General features: G+C 68.7%; 22 protein-coding genes. 15 read left to right on the forward strand and 7 right to left on the reverse strand.

Annotated elements, in window-relative coordinates:
- Positions 1-2 precede the first annotated feature (2 nt).
- From lpqB to secA, 5 genes are all read left to right on the forward strand, one after another.
- Entirely contained in the window at positions 3-1,751 is a 1,749-nt protein-coding gene (lpqB, locus tag ACXYX3_RS06950) for an MtrAB system accessory lipoprotein LpqB (RefSeq protein WP_458612003.1), read from the forward strand.
- A gap of 22 nt (positions 1,752-1,773) precedes the next feature.
- Positions 1,774-2,208: a QcrA and Rieske domain-containing protein gene (locus ACXYX3_RS06955; RefSeq protein WP_458610932.1), complete on the forward strand. Its 435-nt coding sequence runs from the start codon at positions 1,774-1,776 to the stop codon at positions 2,206-2,208.
- Positions 2,209-2,392: 184 nt separating this feature from the next.
- Positions 2,393-3,034, forward strand: a complete 642-nt coding sequence (locus ACXYX3_RS06960; protein WP_458610933.1) for a ComF family protein — start codon at positions 2,393-2,395, stop codon at positions 3,032-3,034.
- 287 nt (positions 3,035-3,321) lie between these two features.
- Positions 3,322-4,005 (forward strand): ribosome hibernation-promoting factor, HPF/YfiA family, encoded by a 684-nt coding sequence (gene hpf, locus ACXYX3_RS06965; RefSeq protein WP_241202881.1) that lies wholly within the window; start codon positions 3,322-3,324, stop codon positions 4,003-4,005.
- A 112-nt stretch (positions 4,006-4,117) separates the two neighbouring features.
- A complete protein-coding gene (gene secA / locus ACXYX3_RS06970; protein WP_458610936.1) occupies positions 4,118-6,931 on the forward strand; it encodes a preprotein translocase subunit SecA in 2,814 nt (937 codons plus the stop codon).
- A gap of 18 nt (positions 6,932-6,949) precedes the next feature.
- On the opposite strand, the gene ACXYX3_RS06975 is transcribed toward secA, so the two are convergent.
- On the reverse strand, positions 6,950-7,441 hold the full coding sequence (locus ACXYX3_RS06975) for an Rv3235 family protein (protein WP_458610938.1): 492 nt from the start codon (positions 7,439-7,441) through the stop codon (positions 6,950-6,952).
- Between the two features lie 165 nt (positions 7,442-7,606).
- Here ACXYX3_RS06975 and ACXYX3_RS06980 point away from each other — a divergent pair, with 165 nt between their 5' ends.
- The 5 genes from ACXYX3_RS06980 to ACXYX3_RS07000 all read left to right on the forward strand — a co-directional run bounded on the left by ACXYX3_RS06980 (position 7,607) and on the right by ACXYX3_RS07000 (position 13,915).
- Complete coding sequence (locus ACXYX3_RS06980; RefSeq protein ID WP_241202878.1) at positions 7,607-9,016, forward strand: WS/DGAT/MGAT family O-acyltransferase; 1,410 nt, start codon at positions 7,607-7,609, stop codon at positions 9,014-9,016.
- A 60-nt stretch (positions 9,017-9,076) separates the two neighbouring features.
- Complete coding sequence (locus tag ACXYX3_RS06985; RefSeq protein ID WP_241202877.1) at positions 9,077-10,858, forward strand: BCCT family transporter; 1,782 nt, start codon at positions 9,077-9,079, stop codon at positions 10,856-10,858.
- Positions 10,859-10,916: 58 nt separating this feature from the next.
- Positions 10,917-11,384 carry a DUF6912 family protein gene (locus ACXYX3_RS06990; protein ID WP_458612004.1) on the forward strand — a complete coding sequence of 156 codons (468 nt, stop codon included), beginning with the start codon at positions 10,917-10,919 and terminating at the stop codon, positions 11,382-11,384.
- Between the two features lie 68 nt (positions 11,385-11,452).
- A complete protein-coding gene (locus ACXYX3_RS06995; protein ID WP_458610940.1) occupies positions 11,453-12,592 on the forward strand; it encodes a ferredoxin reductase in 1,140 nt (379 codons plus the stop codon).
- Positions 12,593-12,664: 72 nt separating this feature from the next.
- Positions 12,665-13,915: a fatty acid desaturase family protein gene (locus ACXYX3_RS07000; RefSeq protein ID WP_458610942.1), complete on the forward strand. Its 1,251-nt coding sequence runs from the start codon at positions 12,665-12,667 to the stop codon at positions 13,913-13,915.
- 72 nt (positions 13,916-13,987) lie between these two features.
- On the opposite strand, the gene ACXYX3_RS07005 is transcribed toward ACXYX3_RS07000, so the two are convergent.
- The 3 genes from ACXYX3_RS07005 to aroA all read right to left on the reverse strand — a co-directional run bounded on the left by ACXYX3_RS07005 (position 13,988) and on the right by aroA (position 17,289).
- On the reverse strand, positions 13,988-14,833 hold the full coding sequence (locus ACXYX3_RS07005; RefSeq protein WP_458610944.1) for an aldo/keto reductase: 846 nt from the start codon (positions 14,831-14,833) through the stop codon (positions 13,988-13,990).
- Positions 14,834-15,004: 171 nt separating this feature from the next.
- Positions 15,005-15,979: a ribosome small subunit-dependent GTPase A gene (gene rsgA, locus ACXYX3_RS07010; protein WP_458610946.1), complete on the reverse strand. Its 975-nt coding sequence runs from the start codon at positions 15,977-15,979 to the stop codon at positions 15,005-15,007.
- A complete protein-coding gene (gene aroA, locus ACXYX3_RS07015; protein WP_458610948.1) occupies positions 15,976-17,289 on the reverse strand; it encodes a 3-phosphoshikimate 1-carboxyvinyltransferase in 1,314 nt (437 codons plus the stop codon). The genes rsgA and aroA overlap by 4 nt, the downstream gene beginning before the upstream one ends.
- Positions 17,290-17,335: 46 nt before the next feature.
- Between aroA and ACXYX3_RS07020 the strand changes: the two genes are divergently transcribed.
- Positions 17,336-18,088: an SOS response-associated peptidase gene (locus tag ACXYX3_RS07020; RefSeq protein WP_458610950.1), complete on the forward strand. Its 753-nt coding sequence runs from the start codon at positions 17,336-17,338 to the stop codon at positions 18,086-18,088.
- A complete protein-coding gene (locus ACXYX3_RS07025) occupies positions 18,085-19,596 on the forward strand; it encodes a DUF7782 domain-containing protein (protein WP_458610952.1) in 1,512 nt (503 codons plus the stop codon). The genes ACXYX3_RS07020 and ACXYX3_RS07025 overlap by 4 nt, the downstream gene beginning before the upstream one ends.
- Here the strand turns inward: ACXYX3_RS07025 and ACXYX3_RS07030 are convergent.
- Positions 19,581-20,348 (reverse strand): class I SAM-dependent methyltransferase, encoded by a 768-nt coding sequence (locus ACXYX3_RS07030; protein ID WP_458610954.1) that lies wholly within the window; start codon positions 20,346-20,348, stop codon positions 19,581-19,583. The two genes, ACXYX3_RS07025 and ACXYX3_RS07030, sit on opposite strands and share 16 nt — an antisense overlap.
- A 26-nt stretch (positions 20,349-20,374) precedes the next feature.
- Between ACXYX3_RS07030 and ACXYX3_RS07035 the strand changes: the two genes are divergently transcribed.
- Complete coding sequence (locus tag ACXYX3_RS07035) at positions 20,375-21,094, forward strand: YqjF family protein (RefSeq protein WP_458610956.1); 720 nt, start codon at positions 20,375-20,377, stop codon at positions 21,092-21,094.
- Between the two features lie 72 nt (positions 21,095-21,166).
- Here the strand turns inward: ACXYX3_RS07035 and ACXYX3_RS07040 are convergent, their stop codons facing one another.
- Both ACXYX3_RS07040 and ACXYX3_RS07045 read right to left on the reverse strand, forming a co-directional pair.
- Complete coding sequence (locus ACXYX3_RS07040; protein ID WP_458610958.1) at positions 21,167-22,012, reverse strand: SDR family oxidoreductase; 846 nt, start codon at positions 22,010-22,012, stop codon at positions 21,167-21,169.
- A 10-nt stretch (positions 22,013-22,022) separates the two neighbouring features.
- Complete coding sequence (locus tag ACXYX3_RS07045; protein WP_458610960.1) at positions 22,023-22,511, reverse strand: aminoacyl-tRNA deacylase; 489 nt, start codon at positions 22,509-22,511, stop codon at positions 22,023-22,025.
- A 222-nt stretch (positions 22,512-22,733) separates the two neighbouring features.
- Here ACXYX3_RS07045 and ACXYX3_RS07050 point away from each other — a divergent pair, with 222 nt between their 5' ends.
- Positions 22,734-23,399, forward strand: coding sequence for a sigma-70 family RNA polymerase sigma factor (locus ACXYX3_RS07050; RefSeq protein WP_241202866.1), 666 nt, complete (start codon positions 22,734-22,736; stop codon positions 23,397-23,399).
- Positions 23,400-23,404: 5 nt separating this feature from the next.
- Positions 23,405-23,710 carry a mycothiol system anti-sigma-R factor gene (gene rsrA / locus ACXYX3_RS07055; RefSeq protein WP_458612005.1) on the forward strand — a complete coding sequence of 102 codons (306 nt, stop codon included), beginning with the start codon at positions 23,405-23,407 and terminating at the stop codon, positions 23,708-23,710.
- Positions 23,711-23,733 lie beyond the last annotated feature (23 nt).

The following is a 23,733-nucleotide window of genomic DNA, read 5'->3' on the forward strand; positions in this document are numbered from 1 at the left end:
CACTGGCGGCGCTGCTGACTGCGCTCGTGCTCACACTCGCCGGCTGTGCCGGGGTGCCGAGTTCGTCGTCGCCGCAGGCGATCGGCACCGTGGACCGGCCCGCCCCGCCGAGCCTGCCCAAACCCACGCCGGGCATGGACCCCGACGTGCTGCTGCGCGAATTCCTCAAGGCCACGGCCGATCCCGCCAGCCGACACCTCGCAGCCCGACAGTTCCTCACCGAATCCGCGTCCAGCGGGTGGGACGACGCCGGTAGCGCTCTTCTGATCGACAACGTGGTGTTCGTCGAAACCCGTACGCCGGATCGAGTGTCGGTCAACATGCGCGCCGACATCCTGGGCTCGCTGTCGGACATGGGAGTCTTCGAGACCGGCGAGGGCGCGCTGCCCGACCCGGGTCCGATCGAACTGGTCAAGACCCCCGGCGGCTGGCGCATCGACCGGTTGCCCAACGGGGTGTTCCTCGACTGGCAACAGTTCCAGGCCACCTACAAGCGCAGCACCCTGTACTTCGCCGACCCGACCGGCAAGACCGTGGTCCCCGACCCGCGTTACGTTGCTGTCTCCGAAACCGACCAGCTGGCAACGGAATTGGTGAGCAAGCTGATCGCGGGGCCGCGGCCGGAGATGGAGAAGCCGGTCCGCAACCTGCTCGGTGCACCGCTGCGTCTGCGCGGGCCGGTGACTCGCGCCGACGGCGGCAAGACGGGTGTCGGGCGCGGTTACGGCGGCGCGCGCATCGACCTGGAGAACCTGTCCACCACCGATCCGCACAGCAGGCAACTGCTTGCCGCGCAACTGATCTGGACGCTGTCGCGGGCCGGTATCAACGGGCCGTACGTGATCAACGCCGACGGCGCCGCGCTCGACGACCGGTTCGCCGACGGGTGGGACACCGCCGACGTCGCGGCCACGGACCCCGGCGCCGCCGACGGCGCCGCGGCCGGCCTGCACGCCCTTGTCGGCGGCTCCCTGGTGTCGCTGGACGGTCAGCGTGCCCCGCGGGTGCCCGGCTCGTTCGGCGCCATGCCCGGCCAGACCGCGGCGTCATTGTCGCGCTCCGGTCAGGAAGTCGCGTCGATCGTCACGCTGCGCGCCGGCGCCCCCGACATGTCGTCGTCGCTGTGGGTGGGCCCGCTGGGCGGCAACGCGGCTCAGGCCATGGACGGACGCAACCTGACCCGGCCCAGCTGGGCGCTCGACGACGCGATCTGGGTCGTCGTCGACGGCATCAACGTCGTCCGCGTCATCCAGGACGCCTCCGGCCAACCCGCCCGCATCCCCGTCGACGCCACGCTGGTGTCCGGCCGGTTCCCCGGCGTCATCACCGAACTGCAGCTCTCGCGGGACGGCACCCGCGCCGCGATGGTCATCGACCGGCACGTGATCCTCGCCGGCGTCGAACAGACGCCCGGCGGCGGATACGCGCTGACCTATCCGCGCCGGCTCGGGTACGGGCTCGGCGACACCGTGGTGTCGCTCGGCTGGCGCACCGGCGACGACATCGTGGTCAGCCGCACCGACCCGCAACACCCCGTGTCGTACGTCAACCTCGACGGGGTGAACTCCGACGGGCCCAGCCGCAACCTGCTGATGCCGGTCACCACAGTGGCCGCCAACCCGTCGGTGGTCTACGTTGCCGACGAGCGCGGCGTGCTCCAGCTGTCCGGTTCGGGCGCCGAAGGCGACCCCACCTGGACCGAAGTCCGTCCGCTCATGGGAGCGGGGACGCTGCCGGTGCTGCCGGGCTGACCGACCGACGAAAGGGGCTGGAATGGACATCAACGCAGAGGTGACGCGCAAGGCGGTGCTCACGGGCGTGGGCGTCGGGGCGGCCGCGGTGGCGCTCGCGGCCTGCTCGGGAGGAAGCTCCTCCGACGGTGGCTCGTCGTCGTCCGAGCCGCCGGGATCGTCGGGCTCGGCCGGCACGGACGAGGCGCTGGCGACAACCGCCGACGTGCCGGTGGGCTCGGGTGTGATCGTCGGCAAGACCGTCGTCACGCAGCCCACCGCCGGCGACTTCAAGGCCTTCTCGGCGGTGTGCACGCACTCCGGATGCCTGGTCAACAAGATCGCCGACGGCACCATCGACTGTCCCTGTCACGGCAGCAAGTTCAGCCTCGACGGGGCCGTCGTCAACGGCCCCGCGAAGAAGCCGCTCGAGCCGGTTGCTATTCGGGTGCAGGGGGATTCGATCGTTGCGGGGTAGACCGGTGGGGCCCGCCTCTCCCGCAGGCCCACCGGTCTCGCAGCAGAAGTTACCGGCCCGGGCGTAGGGGTCCGCGCACCAGTTTCCCGCCCGCAGCAGAGAAGCCACGGCTGTGGGTCGGCGTTGATCGCAGCCATGGGTGCCATCTGGCGAAGGTGTCGGTGGGGGCGGCCATAGTGACGGCGTGCTCGACCTCGTCCTGCCCCGTCAGTGCGGCGGCTGCGGAGCCCCCGCGACCGCGTGGTGCGAGGCATGCGCGCAGGAGTTGGCGGTCCGGCCCGACGAACCCCACCTGGTCACCCCGCGCCTGGATCCCGGCGTGCCCGTGTTCTCCCTCGGCCGCTACGCCGGTGCCCGTCGGCATGCGCTCGTCGCCGCCAAGGAGCGCGGCCGCACCGACCTCCTCGGCCCCCTCGGCGACGCCCTGCACGTCGCTGTGGTCAACCTGCTGACCTGGGGTCTGCTCGCCACCCCGCTGACCTTGGTGCCCGCGCCCACCCGGCGTACCGCGGCCCGACGCCGCGGCGGCGACCCCGTCACCCGCCTCGCGAGGCACGCGGCCGACGGTCTGCCCGGCGTCGCCGTCGCACCGTCGCTGCGGCTGGCACCGTTCACCCGGGACTCGGTCGGCCTGTCCAGCGCCGCCCGCCAAGCCAACATCGCCGGCCGCATCCGGCTCACCCGAAAGGCCCCCGGTGACATCCCCGGCGACGTCGTCGTGGTCGACGACATCGTCACCACCGGCGCCACCGCCGCGGAGTCGGTCCGCGTCCTGCAAACACACGGGGCCGCGCTCGTCGCCGTCCTCGCGGTCGCGCACGCCTGACCGGCCGCATTACCCTCACATCAATCTGCCGTGAAGAACTGAAAACAGGTCGGTCGAATCAGTGGCACGAACACATGAACAGCGACTACCTTCGACACCAACCATCCGTGAACAGCTCACGGCGGCGCTCAGACTCGAGACGCCGATATCGCGCCAGCGGTAGGAGGTGAGTAGTCGACACCTTGCACCGGCGAGCGGCGCCAACCCGATATGCCCCGTCGGCGCGATTTCTTCATCAGCAGGCACGCATGAACGTGCATCCGCGAGAGAGAGTCGAGTTGCCAAGCATGTCAGTAAATTCCGTGGACTCCGACAACACGATGGTGATGGACCCCGACGCGACAGGAGCGTCCGACCCGGCCTCCGGCGCCGAGGTGGTGGTGACCGGTCGCAACGTCGAGGTTCCCGACCACTTCCGCACCTACGTCGCCGAGAAGTTGTCACGCCTGGAACGATTCGACCGCACCATCTACCTCTTCGACGTCGAACTCGATCACGAGAAGAACCGACGTCAACGCAAGAACTGTCAGCACGTGGAAATCACGGCGAAGGGGCGCGGCCCCGTCGTCCGTGGCGAGGCCTGCGCCGACAGCTTCTACGCCGCATTCGAATCCGCCGCGAGCAAACTCGAGGCACGGCTACGCAAGAGCAAGGACCGTCGCAAGATCCACTACGGCGACAAGCGGCCGGAGTCGCTGCACGAGGCGACCGCCCTCGAGCGCCTCGACGCCGCGTTCGCGCGGCCGGCCGAGACCGCGGCGCCGGCGGCCGACACGCTCGACGACCACGAACCCGGCCGGATCGTGCGCACCAAGGAGCATCCGGCCACCCCGATGACGGTCGACGACGCGCTCTACGAGATGGAGCTCGTCGGCCACGACTTCTTCCTGTTCCACGACAAGGAGAGCGACCGGCCCTGCGTCGTGTACCGACGCCACGCCTACGACTACGGGTTGATTCGCCTGGCGTGAGCTGATCCGGCGCGCTCGAGCACCGTCACGGTTGCCGGGCGCGCCGGGTTCGCCCCGTACGATGGGGACGTCCAACGCGTGACGCATCCATCGACGCAAGAGGTTATACAGCGTGCTCTCGAAGTTGCTCCGTCTCGGCGAAGGCCGCATGGTCAAGCGCCTCAAGGGGGTGGCTGACTACGTCAACACCCTGTCCGACGACGTCGAGAAGCTCTCCGACGCCGAGCTGCGAGCCAAGACCGCCGCCTTCAAGGCCCGCCTGGCCGACGGTGAAGACCTCGACGATCTGCTGCCCGAGGCGTTCGCCGTGGCGCGGGAAGCCGCCTGGCGGGTGCTCAACCAGCGCCACTTCGACGTCCAGGTGATGGGTGGCGCCGCCCTGCACTTCGGCAACGTGGCCGAGATGAAGACCGGTGAAGGCAAGACGCTGACCGCCGTGCTGCCGGCCTACCTCAACGCGCTGACCGGCAAGGGCGTCCACATCGTCACGGTCAACGACTACCTGGCCAAGCGCGACGCCGAGCAGATGGGTCGCGTGCACCGCTTCCTCGGCCTCGACGTCGGCGTGATCCTGTCCCAGCTGACCCCCGACGAACGTCGCACCGCCTACGCCGCCGACATCACCTACGGCACCAACGTCGAGTTCGGGTTCGACTATCTGCGCGACAACATGGCGCTGCGGCTCGAGGACTGCGTCCAGCGCGGCTTCAACTACGCGATCGTCGACGAGGTGGACTCGATCCTCATCGACGAGGCCCGCACGCCGCTGATCATCTCCGGCCCGGTCGACGGTTCGTCGAACTGGTACAGCGAGTTCGCCCGGTTGGCGCCTCTGATGGAGAAGGACACCCATTACGAGGTCGACCTCAAGAAGCGCACCGTCGGCGTGCACGAGGCGGGCGTCTCGTTCGTCGAAGACCAGCTCGGTATCGAGAACCTGTACGAGGCAGCCAACTCGCCGCTGGTCAGCTACCTGAACAACGCGCTGAAGGCCAAGGAGCTGTTCGAGCGCGACAAGCACTACATCGTGCGCAACGGCGAGGTCCTCATCGTCGACGAGTTCACCGGGCGCATGCTCGTGGGTCGCCGCTACAACGAGGGTCTGCACCAGGCCATCGAGGCCAAGGAGCAGGTCGAGATCAAGGCGGAGAACCAGACCGTCGCGACCGTGACGCTGCAGAACTACTTCCGCATGTACGACAAGCTCGCGGGAATGACCGGTACGGCGGAGACCGAGGCCGCCGAGCTGCACGAGATCTACAAGCTCGGCGTGGTGCCGATCCCGACGAACAAGCCGATGATCCGGACCGACCAGTCCGATCTGATCTATAAGACCGAGGAAGCCAAGTTCATCGCGGTCGTCGACGACGTCACCGAGCGCTATGAGAAGGGTCAGCCGGTGCTGATCGGTACGACGAGCGTGGAGCGCTCGGAGTTCCTGGCCCGGCAGTTCGAGAAGCGCCGCATTCCGCACAACGTGCTGAACGCGAAGTACCACGAGCAGGAAGCCGGCATCATCGCCGAGGCGGGACGGGTCGGCGCGGTCACGGTGGCCACCAACATGGCCGGCCGCGGCACCGACATCGTGCTCGGCGGCAACGTCGACTACCTGCTGGACCGGCAGTTGCGTCAGCGCGGCCTCGATCCGATCGAGACCCCTGAAGAGTACGAAGCGGCGTGGCACGAGGAGCTGCCGGCGGTCAAGGCGCAGGTCGCCGCCGAAGCCAAGGACGTCGTCGCCGCGGGCGGGCTGTACGTGCTCGGCACCGAACGGCACGAATCCCGTCGTATCGACAACCAGCTGCGCGGCCGCTCCGGCCGCCAGGGCGACCCCGGTGAGTCCCGCTTCTACCTGTCGCTCGCCGACGAGCTGATGCGCCGCTTCAACGGCGCGACGCTGGAGACGCTGCTCACCCGGCTGAACCTGCCCGACGATGTGCCGATCGAGGCCAAGATGGTCTCCCGCGCCATCAAGAGCGCGCAGACACAGGTGGAGCAGCAGAACTTCGACATCCGCAAGGAAGTCCTCAAGTACGACGAGGTGATGAACCAGCAGCGCAAGGTCATCTACGCCGAGCGCCGCCGCATCCTGGAAGGCGAGAACCTCGCCGAGCAGGCCCACGCCATGCTCGTCGACGTCATCACCGCCTACGTCGACGGTGCCACCGCCGAGGGTTACTCCGAGGACTGGGACCTGGAGAAGCTGTGGGAGAGCCTGCGTCAGCTCTATCCGGTCGGCATCGACCACCACGATCTGATCGACTCCGACGCCGTGGGTGAGCCGGGCGAACTCACCCGCAAGGAACTGCTCGACGCCCTGATCGCCGACGCCGAACGCGCCTACGCGGAGCGCGAAGCGGAGATCGAGTCGCTCGCCGGAGAAGGAGCGATGCGCCAGCTCGAGCGCAACGTGCTGCTCAACGTCCTCGACCGCAAGTGGCGCGAACACCTCTACGAGATGGACTACCTGCGCGAGGGCATCGGCCTGCGCGGGCTTGCCCAGCAGCGTCCGGAGGTCGAGTACGCGCGCGAGGGCTTCGACATGTTCATCGGCATGCTCGACGGCATGAAGGAGGAGTCGGTCGGCTTCCTGTTCAACGTGCAGGTCGAGGCCTCCCCGCAGCCGGCTGTCGCGCCGGTCGCGGCGCCGCCCGGGCTCGCTGACTTCGCCGCCGCGGCTGCGGCCGCGCAGGAACAGGGTGGTGTGGCGACCAAGGAGCGGCCGAACCCGTTGCGCGCCAAGGGGATCGACGGCGACGGCCAGCCGCCACTGGTCTACACCGGACCGTCGGAGGACGGCTCGGCAGAGGTCAAGCGGTCCGGTGGCGGCGGGGGCAGCACCAAACCCGGCGGCGGCACCACGCGCCGCGAACGCCGGGAGGCCGCCCGCGCGCAGAAGTCCGGCAAGCACGCCCGTCGGCGCTGACCGGGTCGGATCGTCCGCCTAGCCGATCTGCAGCGCCACCATCCGCCACGCGTCGCCGTGGCGCTCGATGCGCGCGGCGATCGCATGGACGCGGCCGGACCGGCTGAACGAGGCGAACACCTCCGCCGCCGTCGGCTCACCGGGGCCGCTGTGCACGGCACGCACCCGGACCCGGTGCAGCGTCGCGCTGCCCGTACGCGGAGCGCGGGCCCGTGTCAGGACGCGGTCGATCAGTGCCGGCGTCATCAGCGGCCGCAGTTGCGCCACGGGCCGGCGTCGGTCGATCACCTCGATCGTCTGCAGCAGGGCGGCCTCGGCGAACATCACGGCCGACTTCGGGGGCGGCGCTTCCCGCGGGGCGGGCCGGTGCGGGCGGGCCCCGTCACGGACCCGGTGCAGAGACGACGCCGACGGGGTGGGGCACGGCTGGCCCACCGGTGCCGGGGCGGGTTCGCAGTCGATCACCGGTGAGGTGACCCAGGTGGGCGAGGATAGGGACGTTGAGGTCATGACGGTTCTCCAGCAGTCGGCGAGGATGGCGCGTCTGCTGGAGAGTCGCAGACCTGTCGATGATGACACGGCCGGCCGACCCCTCTGTGCACCCGTTATGCGCCACCGGCACCCATGCCGTTACCGTGAGGCGTCTCGAATGCACAGTGAGGGGGCGACGCGGCAGTGGTGACCAGGTTGTCGTCGTCCGACTCGTCGTTCTTCCGGCTGGAGAACTCGGCCACCCCGATGTACGTCGGGTCACTGCAGATCATCCGCAAACCGCGCAACGGCCTGAGCTACGAGACGCTGCTGGCGACCGTGGAACAGCGCCTGCCCCAGATTCCCCGGTACCGGCAGAAGGTTCGCGAGGTCAGCTTCGGGCTCGCCCGGCCGGTGTGGATCGACGACCGCGACTTCGACATCACCTACCACATCCGGCGCTCGGCGCTGCCGTCCCCGGGCAGCGATGCGCAACTGCACGAGCTGGTCGCCCGACTCGGCTCCCGGCCCCTCGACAAGTCCCGGCCGCTGTGGGAGATGTACCTGGTCGAGGGGTTGGCGAAGAACCGGCTGGCGATCTACACGAAGTCACACCAGGCCCTGGTGAACGGTATGACGGCGCTGGAGATCGGCCATGTGATCGCCGACCGCACGCAGAAGCAGCCCGAGTTCGACGAGGACATCTGGATTCCGGGACGTGAACCGTCGGACCGCCAACTGCTGCTCGGCGCGCTCGGTGAATGGATCGCCCGGCCCACTCAGCAGGCGGCCGCGGTGCGGTCGGCGCTGACCGAGGCGGTCACCAACACCGGCCAGCTCGTCGAGCTGGGCCGGCGAGCAGCCGACGCCGCCCGCATCGTCGCCCGCGGCACCGCGCCGAGCAGCCCGCTGAACACCACGGTGTCCCGCAACCGGCGATTCTCGGTCGCCTCTGCCGACCTCGACGAGTTCCGGATGGTGCGGGCGCGCTACGACTGCGACATCAACGACGTGGTGCTCGCCGTCGTCGCCGGGGCGCTGCGCAACTGGCTGCTTTCGCGCGGGGAACCCGTCACCGCGACCACCACCGTGCGTGCCATGGCCCCGATGTCGGTCTACCCCGAGACCGAGAGCGACTCGTCGGGCCCCGGGCAACCCATCGGCGACGTCGCGCCGTTCCTGATCGACCTGCCCGTCGGCGAAGGGAATGCCGTCGTCCGGTTGTCCCAGATCGCGCATGCCACCGAATCGCACCCCACGGCGGGCGCGCTGGTCGACGCCCGCAGCATCATCACACTGTCGGGTTTCGCGCCGCCGACCCTGCACGCGATGGGCATCCGGGTGGCCACCAGCTTCTCGGCCCGACAGTTCAACCTGCTGATCACCAACGCCCCCGGCGCGCAGAAGCAGATGTACATCGCCGGGGCCAAGCTCCTCGAGACGTATGCGGTACCCCCGCTACTGCACAACCAGGCGCTGGCGATCGGCGTCACGTCCTACAACGGGACGTTGTACTTCGGCATCAACGCCGACCGGGACGCGATGAGCGACGTCGACATGCTGCCCGATCTGATGCGTGAGGCGCTCGACGAACTGACCGAAGCCGCCCGATAGCCGGCCGGTGACCGGGGACGGGATTTGACGACTGCTCCGAGTCGGAGTCGAATGTCTGAGATGTCGACTTCAGAAGACGAACTGACGACGGGCGTGGCGGGCGGCAAGGATTCCACGGACACCGGTCCCATCCCGATCGCTCACCCGGTGCTCGATGTGCCCGTCGAAGAAGGACACCTCACCCGCTCCCGCGGCGTCGACTGGGCCGTGTTCGGTGTCACTGCTGTCATTGCGCTGGCGTTCCTGTCGTGGGGCTTCGTCAGCACCGACTCGCTGGCCGGCGTCGCCCAGACCGCGCTGACCTGGGTGATGGACAAGACCGGATGGCTGTTCGTGCTGACCAGCACCGGCTTCGTCGTCTTCGTTCTCTATCTCGCGCTCGGACGCTACGGCACCATCCCGCTGGGCCGCGATGACGAGCCGCCGGAGTTCAACGGCATCTCCTGGGTGGCAATGATGTTCAGCGCCGGCATGGGTATCGGCCTGATGTTCTTCGGCGTCGCAGAGCCGCTCACGCACTTCGTCACACCGCCCCCCGGAACCGGTGCCGAGGGCAATCCCGAGGCCGTGCAGCACGCGATGGCCACCACGCTGTTCCACTGGACGCTGCACCCGTGGGCGATCTATGCCGTCGTCGGCCTGGCCATCGCCTACGGCGTCTACCGCAAAGGCCGTCTGCAGCTGATCAGTTCGGCGTTCGAGCCGCTGCTCGGGAGCCGGGCCAACGGGTCGTGGGGCAAGGTCATCGACATGCTGGCGATCTTCGCCACGCTGTTCGGGTCGGCAGCCTCACTGGGGTTGGGCGCCTTGCAGATTCGCAGCGGCCTGCAGATCGTCGCCGGAATCGGGGAGACCGGCAACGCGATTCTGATCGTCATCATCAGCGTGCTCACCGTGTGCTTCGTGTTGTCGGCGGTGTCGGGGGTGTCGCGCGGCATCCAGTGGCTGTCGAACATCAACATGGTGCTGGCCGTGCTGCTGGCCGTCTTCGTCTTCGTCGTCGGCCCAACGGTTTTCATTCTCAACCTGCTGCCGACCTCGCTGGGGAGCTACTTCGCCGACCTGAACATGATGTCGGCGCGCACCGGCGCCGAGGGTGGCGCGGTGGACACCTGGCTGCAGTCGTGGACGATCTTCTACTGGGCCTGGTGGGTCTCGTGGACGCCGTTCGTCGGCATGTTCATCGCGCGAATCTCGCGGGGCCGCACCATCCGTCAGTTCGTGGCGGGGGTGCTGGTGGTGCCGAGCGTGGTGTCCCTGGTCTGGTTCGCGATCTTCGGTGGTGCGGCGATCAACGTGCAGCAGAACGGAACCGACCTCGCGGGGCAGGGCGGTGTCGAGGAGCAGTTGTTCACGCTGCTGGACCAGTATCCGATCGCGATCATCGCCAGCATCGTGGTGATGATCCTGGTCGCGATCTTCTTCGTCTCCGGCGCCGACGCCGCGTCGATCGTGATGGGCTCGCTGTCGCAGAAGGGCACCATTCACCCCAGCCGGGGCACCGTGATCTTCTGGGGTGTGGCGACCGGTGCGGTGGCTGCGGTGATGCTGCTGGTGGGCGGCGAAGACGCCCTCAACGGTCTGCAGACGATCACGATCATCGCGGCGCTGCCGTTCCTGCTGGTGATGGTGGCGATGGCGGTGGCCCTACTGAAGGATCTGCGCCGGGACCCGAAGATCCTTCGTCGTGCATATGCCGCCGAGGTGGTCGACAGCGCGGTGGTCGCCGGCGTCACCAAGCACGGTGACGACTTCATCATCTCCGTCGAACCGGATCCGAACCGCTCCACCGACGGCGACGCGACGAACGGACGCGAGTCAGCCGCGCCGTCGAGCACCTGAGGCTGCTGCGGCCACTACGCTCGGCGGAGTGCGCGTCTTCGTTCCCGCGACCCTGACCATGCTGCAGAGGCTGGTGGCCGACGGAACCCTGCGTCCCGTCAACGGCACCGCGTTCGCGGTGACTCCCACGCTGCGGGAGGCCTATGCCGAAGGCGACGAAGAGGAACTGGCCGACGTCGCGCTGCGCGATGCCGCGCTGGCGTCGCTGCGGTTGCTCGGCGACGAGGGGGAGACCACGTTGCCGAGCCGGCGGGCGGTGCTCGAAGTCGACGCCGACGAGGTCACCCTGCGGCCGGACCTCGACGATGCCGTGGTGCGCGTGGCGGGTGAGATCGCGCTGGGGAAGGTGATCGCGGCGTACGTCGACAACGCCGCCGCAGAGTCCGCGGTGTCGGCGGCTGTTTCGGCTGTCGACGAGGCGGATCTCGGCGATGAGGATGCCGAGCTGACGGTGGGAGACGCACAGGACCACGATTTGGCCTGGTACGCGGCGCAGGAGCTGCCCTTCCTGCTCGAGCTGCTGTGATGGACTGGCTACGGTTCCGTAAGTTACGGTACCGTAGGTCGAGCAACAGCGACTCGGCAGGAGTTCCGATGGCCAAGACAACGATCAAATCGACGGCCAATGTCGCCGACACCGTGCGGCCGACCGTCGCGGGAGCACACGAGCGGCCCGGGCTGCATCTCTTGCGCACCGTCGCCGGCCGCATCACCACGCCGTTGCTGCCCGACGACTACCTCAAGCTGGCCAATCCGCTGTGGTCGGCGCGGGAACTGCGCGGCCGCGTGCTGGAGGTGCGACGGGAGACCGTCGACTCGGCCACCCTCGTCATCAAGCCGGGATGGGGCTTCTCGTTCGACTACGAGGCCGGTCAGTACATCGGCATCGGCCTGCTGGTCGACGGTCGGTGGCGGTGGCGGTCCTACTCGTTGACCAGCAGTCCCGTCACCAGCAAGGGTTCGCGAACCATCACGATCACCGTCAAGGCGATGCCCGAGGGATTCCTCTCCAGCCACCTTGTCGGTGGCGTCGAACCCGGCACCATCGTGAGACTGGCTGCGCCGCAAGGCAATTTCGTCATGCCGGACCCGGCTCCGGCGTCGGTGCTGTTCCTCACGGCCGGCTCGGGCATCACCCCGGTGATCGCGATGCTGCGCACCCTGAGTCGCCGCGGCCAACTCGGTAACGTGGTGCACGTGCACTCCGCACCGACCGAGTCCGACGTGATGTTCGCCGAGGAACTGTCCGCGATGGCCTACCGCCACCAGGGCTACGAGCTCGTGTTGCGGACCACCCGCAGCCAGGGCCGGCTGGACCTCGCCCGCCTGGGCGAGGTCGTGCCCGACTGGCGGGCGCGGCAGACCTGGGCGTGCGGGCCGGAGGCGATGCTCGAAGCGGCGGAGCGCACATGGGTCGCCGCCGGAATCCCCGACCGGCTGCACCTCGAGCGATTCGCGGTCGCGCGAGGCGGACACGGCAGCGGCGGCACCGTCACGTTCGCCCGCGCCGACAAGGAAGTCGTCGTCGACGGTGCGACCTCGCTGATGGACGCCGGTGAGGCGGCCGGCATCCAGATGCCGTTCGGGTGCCGAATGGGCATCTGCCAGTCATGTGTCGTGGGCCTGCTCGACGGGCATGTGAAGGATTTGAGAACAGGCGTCGAGCACGAACCCGGCAGTCGAGTGCAGACCTGCGTCTCGGCGGCGTCGGGTGACTGCACACTGGACGTATGAGCTTTACCGGCTAGTAACCTACGCATTCGTAGGTTACGCTAGCGTAGGTATGCGAGAGGAGGGTTGGAACCCATGGCAGTCACCGACGTACCGGAGTTCGCACATCTGTCGGACGCGGACATCGAAGGCCTCACGCGTGAACTCGACGCGATCAGGCAGGACATCGAAGACTCCCGCGGGGCGCGCGACGCGCGCTACATCCGCCGCACCATCGCGTTCCAGCGCGGCCTCGAGGTCGCCGGTCGGCTGATGTTGGCCGGCAGCTCCAAGCGCGCTTACTGGTGGGCCGGCGCGACGACCCTGGGCGTGGCCAAGATCGTCGAGAACATGGAGATCGGCCACAACGTCATGCACGGCCAGTGGGATTGGATGAACGATCCCGAGATCCACTCCTCGTCGTGGGAGTGGGACATGAGCGGCGCCTCCAAGCACTGGCGCTTCACCCACAACTTCATGCACCACAAGTACACGAACATCCTCGGCATGGACGACGACGTGGGCTACGGCGTCATCCGCGTCACCCGCGATCAGCGCTGGACGCCGATGAACCTCGCCAACCTGTTCTTCAACACCTTGCTGTGTGTGGCCTTCGAGTGGGGTGTGGGGCTGCAGCATCTCGAGCTGGGCAAGATCTTCAAGGGCCGCGACGATCGCCGGGCCACGATGGTGCGCGTCAAGGAGTTCGGTATCAAGGCGGGCCACCAGGTCGCCAAGGACTATGCGCTGTGGCCCGCGCTGACCTCGCTGTCTCCCAGGGCATCGTTCACGTCCACGCTGAAGGCCAACGCGATGGCCAACGTCATCCGCAACGTGTGGGCCAACGCTGTGATCTTCTGCGGTCATTTCCCCGATGGCGCAGAGAAGTTCACGAAGACCGACATGGTGGGTGAGACCCGCGGTGAGTGGTACCTGCGTCAGATGCTGGGCAGTGCCAACTTCAAGAACGGCCCCGTGCTGCGCTTCATGAGCGGCAACCTGTGCCATCAGATCGAGCACCACCTGTTCCCGGATCTGCCGAGCAACCGGTACTACGAGATGTCGCTTCGGGTCCGCGAGATCTGCGACAAGTACGACCTGCCGTACACGACGGGCTCGTTCCTGGTGCAGTACGGCAAGTCGTGGCGCACCATCGCGAAACTGTCTCTGCCCGACCGGTTCCTGAGTGACACCGCAGACGATGCGCCGGAGACGCGCAGCGAGCGGATGTTCGTCGATCTGGCGCCGGCCGAGCGGCGTGGGTTGAAGTCCGCGATCGCCGCGGCCCGCGCCCGCCGGAGGGCGCGCAAGGCCGCCGTCCTGCAACAGCGGGAATTGGCCGCCTGATCTCCTGCTGACCAGACACGAACTCGAGCTGACACGCCGCGGCGCAGCTCGAGTTCGTGTCTGCTCGCGGTTCTACGGGACGTAGTCGAACGTGTCCGGGTTGGGGCCGGTGCGGCCGTCCTCACCCTTGTCGAGCGCCGAGATCGCATCCAGATCGTCGCTGCTGAGCTCGAAGTCGAACAGCTCGAAGTTGTCCTTGATGCGCTGCTCGGTCACCGACTTCGGGAACACGATGTCGCCGCGTTGGATGTGCCAGCGCAGCGTCACCTGGGCCGTGGACTTGCCGACCTTGTCGGCGATCTGCTTGATCACCGGGTCGTCGAGCACCTTGCCCTGAGCGATCGGGGACCAGGCCTCGGTCGCGATGCCGTGCTCTACGCCGTAGCCGCGCACCTTCTCGTTGGTGAAGTAAGGGTGCACCTCGATCTGGTTGACGGCCGGGACGGTGTCACTTTCCTTGGCGAGCCGTTCGAGGTGCTCGATCTGGAGGTTGGACACGCCGATGCTGCGGGCACGGCCGTCCTTCGCGAACTCCTCCAACGTCTTCCACGTCGAGACGTAGTCGCCGTCGTACAGCGTCGGTAGGGGCCAGTGGATCAGGAACAGGTCGACGTAGTCGAAGCCGAGTTCGGACAGCGTCTTGTCGAACGCCCGGCGCGCATCGTCGGGCTTGTGGAATCCGTTGTTCAGCTTGCTGGTGACGAACACCTCGCCGCGGTCGACGCCGGCATTGCGGATGCCTTCGCCGACGCCCTTCTCGTTCTGGTACATCTCCGCGGTGTCGATGTGGCGGTAACCGATGTCCAGCGCGGTCTTGACTGCGTCAGCGGTGTCCTCGGGCGGGATCTGGTAGACGCCGAATCCCAGCTGAGGGATTTCCGCGCCGCTGTTGAGCTTGATGGTGGGTACGTGTGTCACTGTGCTTCCTCCTTCGCGGGGCAGCGTGCCCGGTGGACGGGGCAGGCAAACACCGCTGCGAGATCGTCGGCGGGTGGTCAGATTCTCCCCTCGATCAGCGGCGAGCGCGCGCTCGATGTACGCCTGCGCCGGCGCGTCGCTGAGCAGACGCGCGCGCTCGCCGGACAGAGTTCACCCGAGGACTGCGAGGAGGCGGCGAGCCGCTGCCACCCGGTCGGCCGCCGGACCCTCGAGGCCGTCCAGTGCGCACTCGGGATCGGCCGGCGGCCCCATGTGTCCGCAGCCGCGGGGACAGTCCTCGATCGCGTCGGCGAGATCCGAGAACGCCATCACCACGTCGTCGGGGGCGATGTGCGCCAGCCCGAACGACCGAATCCCCGGCGTGTCGATCACCCAGCCGCCGGCGGCCAGTGGCAGGGCCACCGACTGCGTGGACGTGTGCCGCCCCCGGCCGATGTCGGTTACGGCGCCCGTAGCCCGATCCGCCTCGGGCACAAGGCGATTCACCAGCGTCGACTTGCCGACCCCGGAATGGCCCAACAGCACCGTGACCTTGTCGGTCAACAGTGCCTGCACCGCCTCGAGCGGGTCGGCCCGACCCGCCGTCGCGATCGTCACGTCCAGCCCCGCGAACTGCGCAGCGAACGGTTCGGGCGCGGCGAGGTCGGTCTTGGTCAGGCAGAGGATCGGCGTCAGGCCCCCGACGTAGGCCGCGATAAGTGCCCGCTCGACGAGCCCCGTGCGCGGCGGCGGATCGGCCAGCGCCACCACGATCAACAGTTGGCCGGCGTTGGCGACCACCACCCGCTCCGTCGGGTCCGTGTCGTCGGCCGTGCGGCGCAACACCGTCCTGCGCTCGGCCCGCCGCACGATGCGCGCCAGGGTGTCCGTGCGGCCGGACAGGTCACCGACCACGTCGACGTCGTCGCCGACGACGATCGGGGTGCGGCCGAGTTCGCGCGCCCGCATCGCGGTCACACGGTGGGCGGGGTCACCGTCGAGTACACAACCCCAGCGGCCCCGGTCGACGGTGACGACCATGGCCGACCGCGCGTCGGCATGCTCGGGCCGGGTCTTCGTTCGCGGCCGCGAGCCTCGACCGGGCCGCACCCGGACGTCGGACTCGTCGTACTCGCGTCGGGTCAAAGGCCGACCGTGGTGTCGGTCTGGCCGGCCAGCATGTCGGCCCACAGCTGAGGAAACTCCGGCAGCGTCTTGGCCGTGGTGCCGATGTTCTCCACCTCCACCCCGGGCACTCGCAGGCCGATGATCGCGCCGGCGGTGGCCATCCGGTGGTCGGCGTAGGAATGCCACACGCCGCCGTGCATCACCCGCGCGGTGATCGTCAGCCCGTCCTCGGTCTCCTCGCACTGTCCGCCGATCCGGTTGATCTCGGTGCTCAGCGCAGCCAACCGGTCCGTCTCGTGCCCGCGCAGATGCGCGATACCGCGCAGATGGCTCACCGATCCCGGGGTGGCCAGCGCGGCCATCGCCGCCACCGACGGCGCCAGTTCGCCGACGGCGCGCAGGTCGACGTCGACGCCGCCGAAGGTCGCGGTGCCCTGCACCTCCAGGTAGGAGTCGCCGCGGCGGACGACCGCGCCGAACCCTTTGAGGATCGACAGGATCGTCTGAGCCGGCTGGACGCTGACGTCCGGCCACCCGGTCACCCGGACGGCGCCGCCGCTGACCACCGCGGCCGCCAGGAACGGCACCGAGTTGGACAGGTCCGGCTCGATCGCCCAGTCGCGGGCCGCAATCGGACCTTTAGAGACCCGCCACCGATTGGCGGTGGCGTCGTCGACGGTGACACCGGCCTCCCGCAGCATCGCGACGGTCATCGCGATGTGTGGCGCGGACGGCACCTCGGCGCCGGTGTGCACGATCTCGAGGCCCTCGTCGAAGGCCGCGCCCGAGAGCAGGAGCCCGGAGACGAACTGCGACGAGCCCGACGCGTCGATCCCGACGGTGCCTCCGCGTACTGCTCCTGCGCCGCGCACCTCGAACGGCAGACCGTCGCCCTCGATCCCGACGCCGAGTCCGCGCAACCCGTCGAGCAGCGGTGCGATCGGCCGGGCGCGCGCCTGTTCGTCACCGTCGAACGTCACCGATTCCGAGCTGAGCGCCGCGACCGGCGGCAGGAACCGCAGCACCGTGCCGGCCAACCCGCAGTCGATGCGGGTGCCCGGCCGCGGCGTCAGTCCGCCGCTGATCGTCAGCGTGGTGTCGTCTGTGGCCGACGCGTCGACCTGGAGCCCCAGCGCCTGCAGTGCGGCGATCATCAGGTCGGTGTCGCGGCTACGCAACGCCCCGGAGACGGTCGATGGGCCGTTTGCCGCGGCGAGGGCCGCCAGCACCAGCGCCCGGTTGGTCTGCGACTTCGAGCCGGGCACCGTCACGGTGGCATGGACAGGGGTCTGCGTCGACGGGGCCGGCCAGGTGCTCACAGCGTTCATTGTGGTCCATCCTGTCCTGTCACCGGTTTCTGCCACCATGGGGATCATGTGCGGGCGATTCGCGGTGACCACCGATCCGGCGCTGCTGGCCGAGAAGATCAAGGCGATCGACGAGGCCACCTCGGAGATGAAGGACGCGCCGTCCCCCAACTACAACGTGGCCCCGACGACGACGGTTGCCACCGTCGTGAAGCGGCACACCGATCCCGACGACGAGTCCACGCGCCGGGTGCGGCTCATGCGCTGGGGCCTGGTGCCGCCATGGGTCAAGGCCACCGACACCGGTGCCCCCGAGACCAAGGGCCCGCTGCTGATCAACGCGCGCTCCGACAAGGTCACCAGCTCGCCGGCGTTCCGCAGCTCCGCCAAGGCCAAGCGCTGCCTGGTGCCGATGGACGGCTGGTACGAGTGGCAGGGCCAGAAGGGCGCGAAGACACCGTTCTTCATGCATGCGACCGATGGTGAGCCGCTGTTCATGGCCGGGCTGTGGTCGTCGTGGCGGCCGAAAGTCGCGCCGAAGGACGCCCCTCCGCTGCTGAGCTGCACGATCATCACCACCGACGCCGCGGGTCCGCTCGCCGAGATCCACGACCGCATGCCGTTGACGATCAGCGCCGGCGATTGGGACCACTGGCTCGACCCGGACGCCCCGATGGACGAGGGGCTGCTGCGCGGCCACGGCGATCTGGACCGCATCGCCATCCGCGAGGTATCGCGGCTGGTCAACAGCGTGCGCAACAACGGGCCCGAGTTGATCGAGCCGGTGGAACCACAGGCCGAGCAGGGCACTCTGCTGTGAGCAGCCGTCCGCTGTCCGATCCGGCGGTCCTCGACACCCTGGCCGCAGATCTGGCGGCCGCGCAGTACACCACCGACGGGGTGGGGGAGCTGCTCGGCGCCGACGCCGGCGGTGCGTTCAGCAGGGGGCTGTGGTGGTCGGCGCTACGCGCCACCGAGCGCTGCGCTGCGGGCACGGAGTCGTTGGCGACGCTGGTGCGGCTGTTCCTGCTGGGCGCCGAGGAGTCCCGCGACCGCGTCGGTCAGGCGTTCCCCCGCACCGGTGTCGATACGCTGATCGCTGCGGGCGTCGTGCAGTCCACCGGCGCGGACACCGTCACTGCTGTCCTCGACATCCGGCCGCACAGCGACGGGGCGCGCGACTTCCTCGTCGTCTCCGATCAGGATGCGGCGCTGCGACCCGGCCCAGTCCGACACGACCACGTTCTCGGCATCGGCGGTGCATCGATCTCGTTGGCGCACGCGGTGATTCGTTCCCCCGTCGGCCGTGCGCTGGATGTCGGGACGGGTTGCGGGATCCAGGCGCTACACCTGGCCGGGCATTGCGACGAGGTCGTCGCCACCGACACCAACGACCGCGCCCTGGCGTTGGCTGCGGCGACGGCCCGGCTCAACGGGATGTCCTGGGATCTGCGGGCCGGCAGTCTCTTCGAGCCGGTGGCGGGGGAGCGCTTCGACCTGATCGTGTCGAACCCGCCGTTCGTGGTCGGCGTAGGGGACCTCGACTACATCTACCGCGACTCCGGGATGGTCGGAGACGCGTTGTGCGAGAGCATGATTCGGGAGGTCGGTGAGTATCTGGAACCGGGTGGCACCGCGCAGATCATGGCGAACTGGATCATCCGTGACGGGCAGGACTGGCGCGAGCGGCTCCGCGCGTGGCTCGACGGCAGCGGGCTGCACGCGTGGGTGGTACAGCGCGAGTTCGCCGATCCGATCAGCTACGTCTCGCTGTGGACCTCCGACGCCGGCGAGCTGCCCGAAGACGCGGCCCGGCGCGGTGGGCGCTGGCTGGACTGGTTCGACGCCGAAGGCATCGCCGGGGTCGGCATGGGGATGGTCGTGGTGCGCGCACCGCGCCACGGCGAGAACCGGGCACCCGAGCAGATCTTCGAGGAGATCACCGGCGCCGACGAGCAGCTGACCGGACCCGAGGTCGAGGCATTCTTCGCCCGTCGTGAGTATCTGCACCGCGTCAGCGACGACCAGCTCCTCGCCACCCGGCTGACCACTGCGCCGGTGTTCCTCGAGGAGCAGTCCCTGCCGGGGCCCGAGGGCTGGCAGACCGTCGGCGCCGCGGTCCGCCGCCCCGGCGGGCCGGGAGCGGTCATCGGTGTCGACGAGGTGTCGCGGGCGTTGTTCGCGGGATGCCGGGGCGAGGTGCCGCTGGGCATGCTGGTCGAGCTGCTCGCCGCCCACCACGGTGTCGACGCCGACGCGCTGGCCGACGCCGCGATGCCCGTCGTCCGGGAGGCGATCGGCCGCGGCATCCTCTACGAGGCGCGATAGGTGGCGGTGACCACGACGTAGGGGGACGTGACCGTGACGGCACCCGACGGTGCGGCGTGCTGCTGCAGCGCCCGGGTGAAGGCGTCGGCGAGGTCCCGCCGTGCGGCGCCGGCGCGGTCGAAGGTCGCGACGTGCATCGGTGAGCCGGTCTGCAGCCACTGCAGCCCGTCGGCGACCGACGCGAACCCCCATCGGTGTTCGCCGTGGTCGAACTCGACGTCGTCGAACTGCGCGAGCCGCTGCGCGACGATGCGCTCGTCGCCCCACTGGTCGGGGGTGTGGGGCGCCGGCGGGGGTGGGCCCAGGACCTCGACGATCGGGTCGAACAACGGATTGCTTCCGCGTCGCACCCACGCCGAAAATGCCAGCACACCAGACGGTTTGAGGAGTCGCATGATCTCGGCGACCTGCCGGTCCGGGTCGACGAAGATGATGCCCATGTTGGACACTGCGACGTCGAAGGACGCTGCAGGGAGCCCGGTGTCGGCGGCGTCGGCGACCGTCCACGTGATGTCGGGTGCCCGCTGCGCGGCGAGGTCGATCAGCTCACCGGTGACGTCGATGCCGGTGACGTGGGCTCCCAGGGCAGCTGCGGCTCGTGCAGCGCTGCCGGTGCCGCAGGCGAGATCGACGACCCTGGCGCGCGGCAACGGGACTCGGCGCCCGGCGGCGTCGACCACGCGAGAAGCGATGTGCGCAATACGGTCGCCGACGGCGTCATAACGCCCGCTGGCCCAGATCGACGAGGACATGTCGATCAGCGTGCCACGATGAGCCGATGAGCGGGTTCCTACGCGAGGCGCCACCGCTGCCGCGGCCGGTCACCTTCGATCAGTTCTGGGCCGACCTGACATTCCTCCACTGGCCCGTCGATCCCGGCACCGTCGCCCGATTCTTCCCGCCCGGCGCGCGGCCCGACGTCATCGACGGCGTGACGTACGTGGGCCTGGTGCCGTTCGTGATGCGGAATCTGCGACTGGGCAGCGCGCTGCGGCTGCCGTACTTCGGCACGTTCGCCGAGACCAACGTCCGGCTCTACTCCGTCGACGACGCGGGACGGCACGGCGTGCTGTTCCGATCATTGGAGACCGAACGGTTGGCAGCAGTCGCAGCGAGCCGTGCGGCGCTGGCCATCCCCTACACCTGGGCGAAGATGCGAGTGGACCGCGACGGCGAGAGCCTCCGCTATCGCAGTGTCCGGCGCTGGCCGCAGCGGGGGCTGGGCTGCCAGGTGATCGTGCGCGTCGGACCGCCGATCGAGCCGACACCGCTGGAGGCGTGGCTGACCGCGCGGTGGGGTGCGCACACCCGCAAGGCGGGCCGCACCTGGTGGCTGCCCAACGAGCACGCGACGTGGCCGTTGCACTCCGCTGAGATCGAAGGTCTGGCAGACGAATTGGTGGCTGCGGCCGGTGTGGTCGGCACCGGGCCACCGCTGCGGCCGCTGTACTCACCGGGTGTGCACGCACGCTTCGGCCGCCCGACGCGGGTCGCCTGAGTCGCGAAAGTGCATTCCCGGTAGTGCCAACGAAAATTCGCTACCGGGAGTGCACTTTCGCGGCGTGGAACGTCAGGGTTGGGTGTAGCCGGGCGGGTTGGCCGCGTCGACCCAGAAGTCCACGCCGAGATCGGATCCCGGCACACAGTCGTACACCGACAGATCGGTGACGCCCGATTCGAGGAGCACGTCCTCACACAGCAGGGTGTTGCCTGTGTAGCTCGACGGCTTGGTGAGCACCGCGTATGCCGCGTCGGAGTACACCTCCGGCTTGCGGGAGCGCTTCATGGATTCCTCGCCGCCGAGCAAGTTCTGCACCGCGGCGGTCGCCACCATGGTGCGTGGCCACAGGGTGTTCGACGCGATACCCGCCTCACGCATCTCTTCGGCGATACCCAACGCGCACAACGTCATTCCGAACTTCGCCATCATGTACGGCGTCGGCGTGAGCCACTTGGGCTCCAACAGCACCGGCGGCGACAACGTCAGGATGTGCGGGTTCTCCCGGCCCTTCATGTGCGGGATGCAGGCCTGCGACACCGCGTAGGTGCCCCGCACCTGGATGCCGTTCATCAGGTCGAAGCGCTTGAGCGGGACGTCTTCGATCGAGCCGAGATTGATGGCCGAGGCGTTGTTGACACAGATGTCGATCCCGCCGAACTGCTCGACCGCGGCCGCCACCGCCGCCGCCACCGAATCCCCGTCACGCACATCCCCGACGATCGGCAACGCCTGGCCGCCGACCTCCTCGATCTCCTTGGCCGCGGTGTAGATGGTGCCCGGCAACTTCGGATGAGGCTCAGCGGTCTTGGCGACCAGCGCGATGTTGGCGCCGTCGGCCGCGACCCGTTTGGCGATCGCCAGACCGATACCGCGGCTGGCTCCGGAGATGAACATCGTTTTTCCCGCGAGTGACATGGGCTTCACCCTAGAGTGCGGTGATCTCGGCGGTGACCGCGTTCGTCAGTCGCACCAGATCCCGCGGGTCCAACGCGACGTCCAGACCCCGCTTGCCGGCGCTGCACAGCACCCGGTCCCACCGCAGCGCCGAAGAGTCCACCACCGTCGGCAACGGCTTGCGCTGTCCCAGCGGGCTGATCCCGCCCACGACGTAGCCGGTGGAACGCTGCGCGGCGCCCGGCTCGGCCATCGTCGCCTTGGCGGCCCCCAGCGCTGCGGCAGCCGACTTGAGCGACAGTTTGTGCGGAACCGGCAGCACCGCGACACCCAGGCCTTTCGGCAGCGCCACGACCAGCGTCTTGAAGATCTGCTCGGCCACCACCCCGTCACCGGCCAGCTCCGCGACCGCCTCGTCGCCGAAAGCTTCCGAGCGGGGATCGTGCCGGTACGTCAGCACCGTGTGCGGCACGCCGGCCGCCACCAGGGCTGCGATCGCCGGTGTCGCTGCGCGGACCACCGCAACAGAGTACGGCGGGGAACAGCTGTGCCGCCGCCGCTGTTGTCACCATCAGCTGTGCTGGTGTCCGGGGCAGCAGAAGAGAAGCCGTCAGTCATGACCTTTAGGATCGACAGAAGGGGATACATGGTGCCAACGTTGGCCGCAGAGGCCCCGTTGCGTCTGGTGCGTCCACCGGACCGCCTCGCTGGTGCCGCAACAGAAGGGACGGTGTTCCTGAGAATGACTGACACCGACGGGTCGGCCGTTGAGGCCACCCTCGATCCAGACACGAAACCCGCGTCGGAGGAGACCGACGCAGAGCTGACCGCTCGTTTCGAACGAGACGCCATTCCGCTGCTCGATCAGCTCTACGGCGGCGCGCTGCGCATGACGCGCAATCCCGCCGACGCCGAGGATCTGCTGCAGGAAACCATGGTCAAGGCCTACGCCGGGTTCCGCTCCTTCCGAGCGGGCACCAACCTCAAAGCGTGGCTCTACCGCATCCTGACCAACACCTACATCAACAGCTACCGCAAGAAGCAGCGTCAGCCCTCGGAATATCCGACCGAGGAGATCACCGACTGGCAGCTGGCGGCCAACGCCGAGCATTCCTCGACGGGGCTGCGGTCGGCCGAGGTGGAGGCGCTCGAGGCGCTGCCCGACAACGAGATCAAGGAAGCCCTGCAGGCGCTGCCCGAAGAGTTCCGGATGGCCGTCTACTACGCCGACGTCGAGGGTTTCCCCTACAAGGAGATCGCCGAGATCATGGAAACGCCGATAGGGACAGTGATGTCGCGGCTACACCGCGGCAGGCGCCAATTGCGCGAGTTGTTGGCCGATGTGGCCCGCGACCGCGGCTTCATCCGCGGCCAGCAGGCCGACGCAACCCAGGAGGTCACGTCATGACCGGCATGCAGAGCGGTTCCGACGAGGAACGCTGGAGCCCGCCCATCGGTCCGGTCGACCCCGAGCACCCCGAATGCGCTGCGGTGATCGCCGAGGTGTGGACGCTGCTCGATGGTGAGTGCACCGTCGAGACCCGCGACCGGCTGCGCCACCACTTGGAAGAGTGCCCGACCTGCCTTCGCCACTACGGCATCGAGGAACGGGTCAAGAACTTGATCGCCACCAAATGCAGCGGTGAACGTGCCCCGGAGAGCCTGCGGGAGCGGCTGCGCATCCAGATCAGCCAGACCACGATCATCCGCGGCGGCTGATCGGGGGCTCACCCCAGCAACGT

The sequence above is a fragment of the Mycobacterium sp. Panama NTM2 genome, from assembly GCF_054355555.1.

Coding starts and splice junctions, on each gene's coding strand:
- ACXYX3_RS06955 (WP_458610932.1), top strand. CDS start 1,774: ATGGACATCAACGCAGAGGTGACGCGCAAGGCGGTGCTCACGGGCGTG.
- hpf (WP_241202881.1), top strand. CDS start 3,322: ATGTCAGTAAATTCCGTGGACTCCGACAACACGATGGTGATGGACCCC.
- ACXYX3_RS06975 (WP_458610938.1), bottom strand. CDS start 7,441: ATGACCTCAACGTCCCTATCCTCGCCCACCTGGGTCACCTCACCGGTG.
- ACXYX3_RS06985 (WP_241202877.1), top strand. CDS start 9,077: ATGTCGACTTCAGAAGACGAACTGACGACGGGCGTGGCGGGCGGCAAG.
- ACXYX3_RS06990 (WP_458612004.1), top strand. CDS start 10,917: ATGCTGCAGAGGCTGGTGGCCGACGGAACCCTGCGTCCCGTCAACGGC.
- ACXYX3_RS06995 (WP_458610940.1), top strand. CDS start 11,453: ATGGCCAAGACAACGATCAAATCGACGGCCAATGTCGCCGACACCGTG.
- ACXYX3_RS07000 (WP_458610942.1), top strand. CDS start 12,665: ATGGCAGTCACCGACGTACCGGAGTTCGCACATCTGTCGGACGCGGAC.
- aroA (WP_458610948.1), bottom strand. CDS start 17,289: ATGAACGCTGTGAGCACCTGGCCGGCCCCGTCGACGCAGACCCCTGTC.
- ACXYX3_RS07020 (WP_458610950.1), top strand. CDS start 17,336: ATGTGCGGGCGATTCGCGGTGACCACCGATCCGGCGCTGCTGGCCGAG.
- ACXYX3_RS07030 (WP_458610954.1), bottom strand. CDS start 20,348: ATGTCCTCGTCGATCTGGGCCAGCGGGCGTTATGACGCCGTCGGCGAC.
- ACXYX3_RS07035 (WP_458610956.1), top strand. CDS start 20,375: ATGAGCGGGTTCCTACGCGAGGCGCCACCGCTGCCGCGGCCGGTCACC.
- ACXYX3_RS07040 (WP_458610958.1), bottom strand. CDS start 22,012: ATGTCACTCGCGGGAAAAACGATGTTCATCTCCGGAGCCAGCCGCGGT.
- ACXYX3_RS07050 (WP_241202866.1), top strand. CDS start 22,734: ATGACTGACACCGACGGGTCGGCCGTTGAGGCCACCCTCGATCCAGAC.
- rsrA (WP_458612005.1), top strand. CDS start 23,405: ATGCAGAGCGGTTCCGACGAGGAACGCTGGAGCCCGCCCATCGGTCCG.